Annotated in this window: 8 protein-coding genes; 2 read left to right on the top strand and 6 right to left on the bottom strand. The window is 60.4% G+C overall.

Annotated elements, in window-relative coordinates; genetic code table 11:
- Positions 1-62 precede the first annotated feature (62 nt).
- From EOA85_RS28175 to EOA85_RS28195, 6 genes are all read right to left on the bottom strand, one after another.
- Positions 63-305, bottom strand: a complete 243-nt coding sequence (locus EOA85_RS28175; RefSeq protein ID WP_065007456.1) for a YMGG-like glycine zipper-containing protein — start codon at positions 303-305, stop codon at positions 63-65.
- A 79-nt stretch (positions 306-384) separates the two neighbouring features.
- Entirely contained in the window at positions 385-711 is a 327-nt protein-coding gene (locus tag EOA85_RS28180; RefSeq protein ID WP_127211947.1) for a hypothetical protein, read from the bottom strand.
- A 131-nt stretch (positions 712-842) separates the two neighbouring features.
- Entirely contained in the window at positions 843-1025 is a 183-nt protein-coding gene (locus EOA85_RS37765; RefSeq protein WP_245486084.1) for a hypothetical protein, read from the bottom strand.
- 136 nt (positions 1026-1161) lie between these two features.
- Positions 1162-2196: a PAS domain-containing sensor histidine kinase gene (locus EOA85_RS28185; protein WP_127211948.1), complete on the bottom strand. Its 1035-nt coding sequence runs from the start codon at positions 2194-2196 to the stop codon at positions 1162-1164.
- Positions 2197-2347: 151 nt separating this feature from the next.
- The gene (locus EOA85_RS28190; RefSeq protein ID WP_065007452.1) at positions 2348-2515 is read right to left on the bottom strand and encodes a DUF1328 domain-containing protein; all 168 of its coding nucleotides are present in this window, start codon (positions 2513-2515) and stop codon (positions 2348-2350) included.
- 233 nt (positions 2516-2748) lie between these two features.
- The gene (locus EOA85_RS28195) at positions 2749-3543 is read right to left on the bottom strand and encodes a response regulator (protein WP_127211949.1); all 795 of its coding nucleotides are present in this window, start codon (positions 3541-3543) and stop codon (positions 2749-2751) included.
- A 234-nt stretch (positions 3544-3777) separates the two neighbouring features.
- Between EOA85_RS28195 and EOA85_RS28200 the strand changes: the two genes are divergently transcribed.
- Together EOA85_RS28200 and EOA85_RS28205 are read left to right on the top strand one after the other, a co-directional pair.
- The gene (locus tag EOA85_RS28200; protein ID WP_029348708.1) at positions 3778-3972 is read left to right on the top strand and encodes a NepR family anti-sigma factor; all 195 of its coding nucleotides are present in this window, start codon (positions 3778-3780) and stop codon (positions 3970-3972) included.
- A 3-nt stretch (positions 3973-3975) separates the two neighbouring features.
- The gene (locus EOA85_RS28205; RefSeq protein ID WP_029348707.1) at positions 3976-4527 is read left to right on the top strand and encodes an RNA polymerase sigma factor; all 552 of its coding nucleotides are present in this window, start codon (positions 3976-3978) and stop codon (positions 4525-4527) included.
- Positions 4528-4667: the final 140 nt, after the last annotated feature.

A 4667-nucleotide genomic window follows, 5' to 3' on the forward strand; every position in this document is an offset into this window, starting at 1 on the left:
AAAGTAAACAGAGACCGGCTCGTCCGGTCTCCGCTACTATTGCCTCATGCGTTTGAAACGGATCAGCAGCGAGCCGTAAAGAGACGGCCACGGTTGTCGCGGTACTGGCAATAGCCATTGCGCAGGTTGCGCACCAGCAGGCCGGTACCGGCACCGATGGCTGCGCCGACCAGCGCACCCTTGCCGCCGTCAATCAGGCCGCCGGCCAGAGCGCCGACACCGGCGCCGACGCCGACATCCCGCTCGGTGGTGCTGCAGCCGCTGACTGCGACCACGGCAACCATGGCAATAATCATCTTCCGCATAGGGTCACTCCTCGCTTTTGTCCTCACTTGAGCTCCACCCGTCACTTACCATGCGAAAAAGGGTTTTGCCCGATCGATTTCATTGTTGGCTAAGAGAATCTTGTTCGGGGCGCGCGCCGGTCGAAGCAACCTCAGGATTGGAAATCTCCACGGAAGCGTCGAGCGTGCCGTCCGGACGCACATTCCAGACGATCTGACCGTAATCATCCTCAAGTGCCGGATCGACGGAAAGGCATTTGGCAATTATGCGCGGAGCCTGACCCTGCACATTGCTCAAGACAAACGGACGCTCGGCGGCGCATTCCTGAGCGGTTTCGAAAACACCCACCGATACGGGCAGTTCACGACATTCCGTCATCGCGTTAGAACAGCCAATGACAAGCAACACGGCAGCGATGTGTTCCATGGCGAGGATCCTCTCGCCATAAGAACGGGCCATATTCGTCAAAGTTCCTGCGATGCCGGCTGGCGCGACTGATTGGAGAACAGGTCGACATGAGGCAAGCACAAGCCGCCGGCCACTTTGGGTCCGACGCTCTAGATCAACTGGAACGCGGCGGCCAGGACGACCACCGCAGCCACCCCGATTGCGGCGAGGCCGGGGGTCGGGTGGGAAGCACGGGGCGACGGCATCGCGGTTGCTTCGAGATCCTGAAACCCGCCCATCGAAACGCGTGCGGCATGTTCCAGCCTGTTGATGTCGGCAACCGTCAAAGCCATTCCTCCCGTACTGCGCAGCAGATTGCGATCGAAAACGTCATTCGGATCGGTTTCTGAACAGCTTCGGACTTTATGGTGAACAGGTGGTTAAGGCCGGCGCGGCCGGTATTCAGGCCTCTTTGGCTGTTTTGTCCGGTCAATCCGTCTCGAAATTGCCGCGAGGAACGACAAGGCGATACTCGAGGCGGTCCCCGGTGATTTCAAGCGTCGCCGTTCCGTTCAACGACGCAGGCACGACGCGCTCGAGCGCGACGCTGCCAAAACGCTTCTCGCGGGGCTGATTGTCGTTGGCCCCGATGGCTTCGGCCCATGTGAGCGATAGTGCGGTCTCGCCAGCGGAAGCAGCCGTCAGATCGGCCGTCACCTCGACGAATCCGTCGGCTCGCGACAGAGCGCCATAGCTGACTGAATTGACGGCAAGTTCGTGCATGGCCAAGCCTATATGCAGGGCGGCATTGGGGTTGAGGTATGGATTTGCACCCTGGAAGCGCAGGCTGCGCAAGGGGTCGGCTCCGTAGCGGCCGACCTGGCCGGACACCAGTTCGCGCAGTGCCGCTCCCCGCCAGTTGGACGAGGTCACCAGATCCTGGGATGAGGCAAGCGACTGCAGCCGGCCGCGAAAGCGTGTCAGGAAATCACTGAGCGTGTCCGAATAACGGCTGGTCTGGGTGGCGATGCTCTGGATGATGGCCAAAAGGTTCTTCGAGCGGTGGCTGACCTCGCGCAGCAGCGTTTTCAGCGTCTGCTCGCGACGTTTCTGCTCGGTCGTTTCGACCATAGTGGTGACGACGCCCTGCACGGCGCCGCCGTCGTCGTGATCAGCGTCTACCCATAGTTGGAACCAGCGAACGCCATCGTCGGCGGGAATGCTGAGCTCAAGATGTTCCGGATTGCCGGATGCGACTACGTTGCGTTTGGCGGCACCAATGCGTTCCGCATGCACCAGGGGCAGCATGCCGTTGCTGTCGGCAGTATCGGAAGCCCATGGCGGGCGCATGTTGCGGGCCCAGACGGTTCTCATCTCGCGATCCTGATAGAGAACCGAAATGCCGGCATTATGCAGCGCATGGAGAAGGGCCCGACCAAGCTGCATTTCGTTGTCAGCAGAATGCAGAGCGAAGATCTCATCGCTCCGTCCGCTGTCTTTCATGTCTCCGGCTCTGGATTGCATCGGTAACTTCACCCGCCCGATCCAAGCTGAACGGCTGACGGAAAAATGGGTTCCCAAAAGAAGTCCGCCGAGCGGCGTCCCGTTAAAGGATACTGCCCGGCGGTAGCTGGAAACCGCTTGAGGGGTGCGGTTCCCAGTGTTGGATCGCAGTTCACGACGCGCGTTTGAACAAGCCCGCAACAAGCGAGATGATCAGGAAAGCAAGAAAGATGAAAAACAATATCTGTGCTATACCTGCCGAGGTCCCGGCAATACCGCCGAAACCAAGAGCGCCTGCAATGATCGCGACGACGAGAAACACGAGCGCCCAGTAAAGCATGATCCATCTCCTTCAAATGGTACGGCAAAAACGTCTTTCGCTGCCGTTTGTTCCACCTTTTCCCGAAAAAGACGATCCCTGGAAATCTTTCCGGCCCGAATAGAATCGTCATGGGCAGCGGAAGTTCGAGGCGCAAGTGACGTTTGCCAGCCGCAAGGGGCCGGCGTCGTTCGATCAGTGGCAAACGGGCGACCCGTGGAAACCGGGCAGCGCGAGGCCGGGCCTGCCCGGTCCTATGCAGCGGCTTTCGCGTGCCGGTCGAAGAACAACGCCTGGCTGATCAGGGCCTTGACCATATCCGGATTGAACGGCTTGGTGACGAGGAAGGCCGGCTCCGGCCGTTCGCCGGTCAGGAGGCGCTCGGGAAAGGCGGTGATGAAGATCACCGGCACCGGCGTGGACGACAGGATCTCGTTCACCGCTTCGATGCCCGAACTGCCGTCGGCCAGCTGGATGTCGGCCAGCACCATCTTCGGCCGCGTCTTTGTGAACATCGCCACCGCCTCGGCGTGGGTACGCGCAGTTCCGACGACACGATGGCCCAGGCTTTCGACCATTTCCTCGATGTCCATGGCGATCAGCGGCTCGTCCTCGATGATCAGCACATCGGTTGCCACCTGGCGGGAAATCTCGTTGCTGGCCTCGGCGAGGAGTTCGGAGAATTCTTGATCGTCGACGTCGAGAATCTCCGCCGCCTCGTCTTCGCTGAAACCTTCCACGGCGACCAGCAGGAAGGCCTGCCGGGGACGGGGTGAAATCGCGTTTAGATTGGCGGCGGCGCGCTGTTCCCACGCCGACTGCGGATGTTCTTGCGGAACGCGGATGGCGACCGAGGTGAACAGCCTGGCGAATACCTTGTAGAGCGCGATGCGGTCGTTCGACGCGTCCGGAAAGATGTCGACGTCGGCGATGATGGCTTCGAGCATCGCGGCGACCAGCGCGTCGCCACTCTCCTGCGATCCGGAAACAGCCCGCGAGAAGCGGCGCAGGAACGGCAGGTGCGGAGCGATGGTTGCGGACAGGCTCATGATGGACGTCTCCCTCTGACGTAATTGGATAGATTGCAGGCCAAGGTAATTACAAGCCCCGGAATTAGCCCTGAAAACATAAACGCCGGCTTTCCGAAAAAGTTCCGACGGTTTGGAACTTATATAAGAGGACGGCGTTTGAGGTCGGGACGGGCAACCAGACGAGGGGACCGCCTGCTTTGCGTCGTGTATTGAAGGGCGGCAGGGTACTGGGAAAAAGGGCGAAATGAAGAGATGACGAAAGATACCACGGCTGGCGCTGCAAACAGGCGCCGGGCAGCTTCCGGCGACCCGCTCGGGCCAAACTCGGAAATCGGCCGCAAACTCAAACAATATTACGACGAACTGGTCTCCGACAACGTGCCGGATCGCTTCGCCCAATTGCTCAGCCAATTGGAACAGGCCCAACCTGCACGGAAAAAGGACTGAGGCATGGCGGCCGTCTCCCAGAGCTTCAAGACGGATCTGCTCGGCTCGATTCCGAGCCTGCGGGCCTTTGCCGTGTCATTGACGCAAAACGCCGACAAGGCCGACGATCTGGTGCAGGAAACACTGGTGAAGGCCTGGGACAAGCATGAAAGCTTCGAGCCGGGCACCAATCTCAAGGCCTGGCTGTTCACCATCCTGCGCAACGAATTCTATTCCCAGATGCGCAAGCGCGGCCGCGAGGTGCAGGACAGCGACGGCATCATGACGGCCAGGCTAGCCGTCCATCCGGCCCAGCACGGCCAGCTCGACCTCAAGGACTTTCGTAGCGCGCTCGAGCAATTGCCCGAGGACCAGCGCGAAGCCATCATCCTCATCGGCGCGTCGGGCTTTTCCTACGAGGAAGCCGCCGAGATTTGCGGCTGCGCGGTCGGAACGATCAAGAGCCGCGTCAGCCGCGCCCGCACGCGGCTGCAGGAAATCCTGAAGATTTCCGGTGATGACGAGTTTGGCCCGGATGCGATATCGGCTCAGGTGACGGGGTCGAACGCCGCCTGAACTGTCCCTCGACAATATGGGCCCCGGTAATATCGGTCCCGGTTTTCCGGACATCAAACAAGAGGGCCGCACCCGCACGCCGCCGCCACTGCCTCCACGAGATCGTCTCCCGAATAAGGCTTGGTGACCAATCTGACATC

The organism is Mesorhizobium sp. M5C.F.Ca.IN.020.29.1.1 (genome assembly GCF_003997375.1).
GTDB lineage: Bacteria > Pseudomonadota > Alphaproteobacteria > Rhizobiales > Rhizobiaceae > Mesorhizobium > Mesorhizobium wenxiniae.

Bases quoted from the DNA above. Each gene is read 5' to 3' on its own strand.
- EOA85_RS28195 (WP_127211949.1), bottom strand. From the start codon at position 3,543: ATGAGCCTGTCCGCAACCATCGCTCCGCACCTGCCGTTCCTGCGCCGC.
- EOA85_RS28175 (WP_065007456.1), bottom strand. From the start codon at position 305: ATGCGGAAGATGATTATTGCCATGGTTGCCGTGGTCGCAGTCAGCGGC.
- EOA85_RS28205 (WP_029348707.1), top strand. From the start codon at position 3,976: ATGGCGGCCGTCTCCCAGAGCTTCAAGACGGATCTGCTCGGCTCGATT.
- EOA85_RS28200 (WP_029348708.1), top strand. From the start codon at position 3,778: ATGACGAAAGATACCACGGCTGGCGCTGCAAACAGGCGCCGGGCAGCT.
- EOA85_RS28190 (WP_065007452.1), bottom strand. From the start codon at position 2,515: ATGCTTTACTGGGCGCTCGTGTTTCTCGTCGTCGCGATCATTGCAGGC.
- EOA85_RS37765 (WP_245486084.1), bottom strand. From the start codon at position 1,025: ATGGCTTTGACGGTTGCCGACATCAACAGGCTGGAACATGCCGCACGC.
- EOA85_RS28180 (WP_127211947.1), bottom strand. From the start codon at position 711: ATGGAACACATCGCTGCCGTGTTGCTTGTCATTGGCTGTTCTAACGCG.
- EOA85_RS28185 (WP_127211948.1), bottom strand. From the start codon at position 2,196: ATGCAATCCAGAGCCGGAGACATGAAAGACAGCGGACGGAGCGATGAG.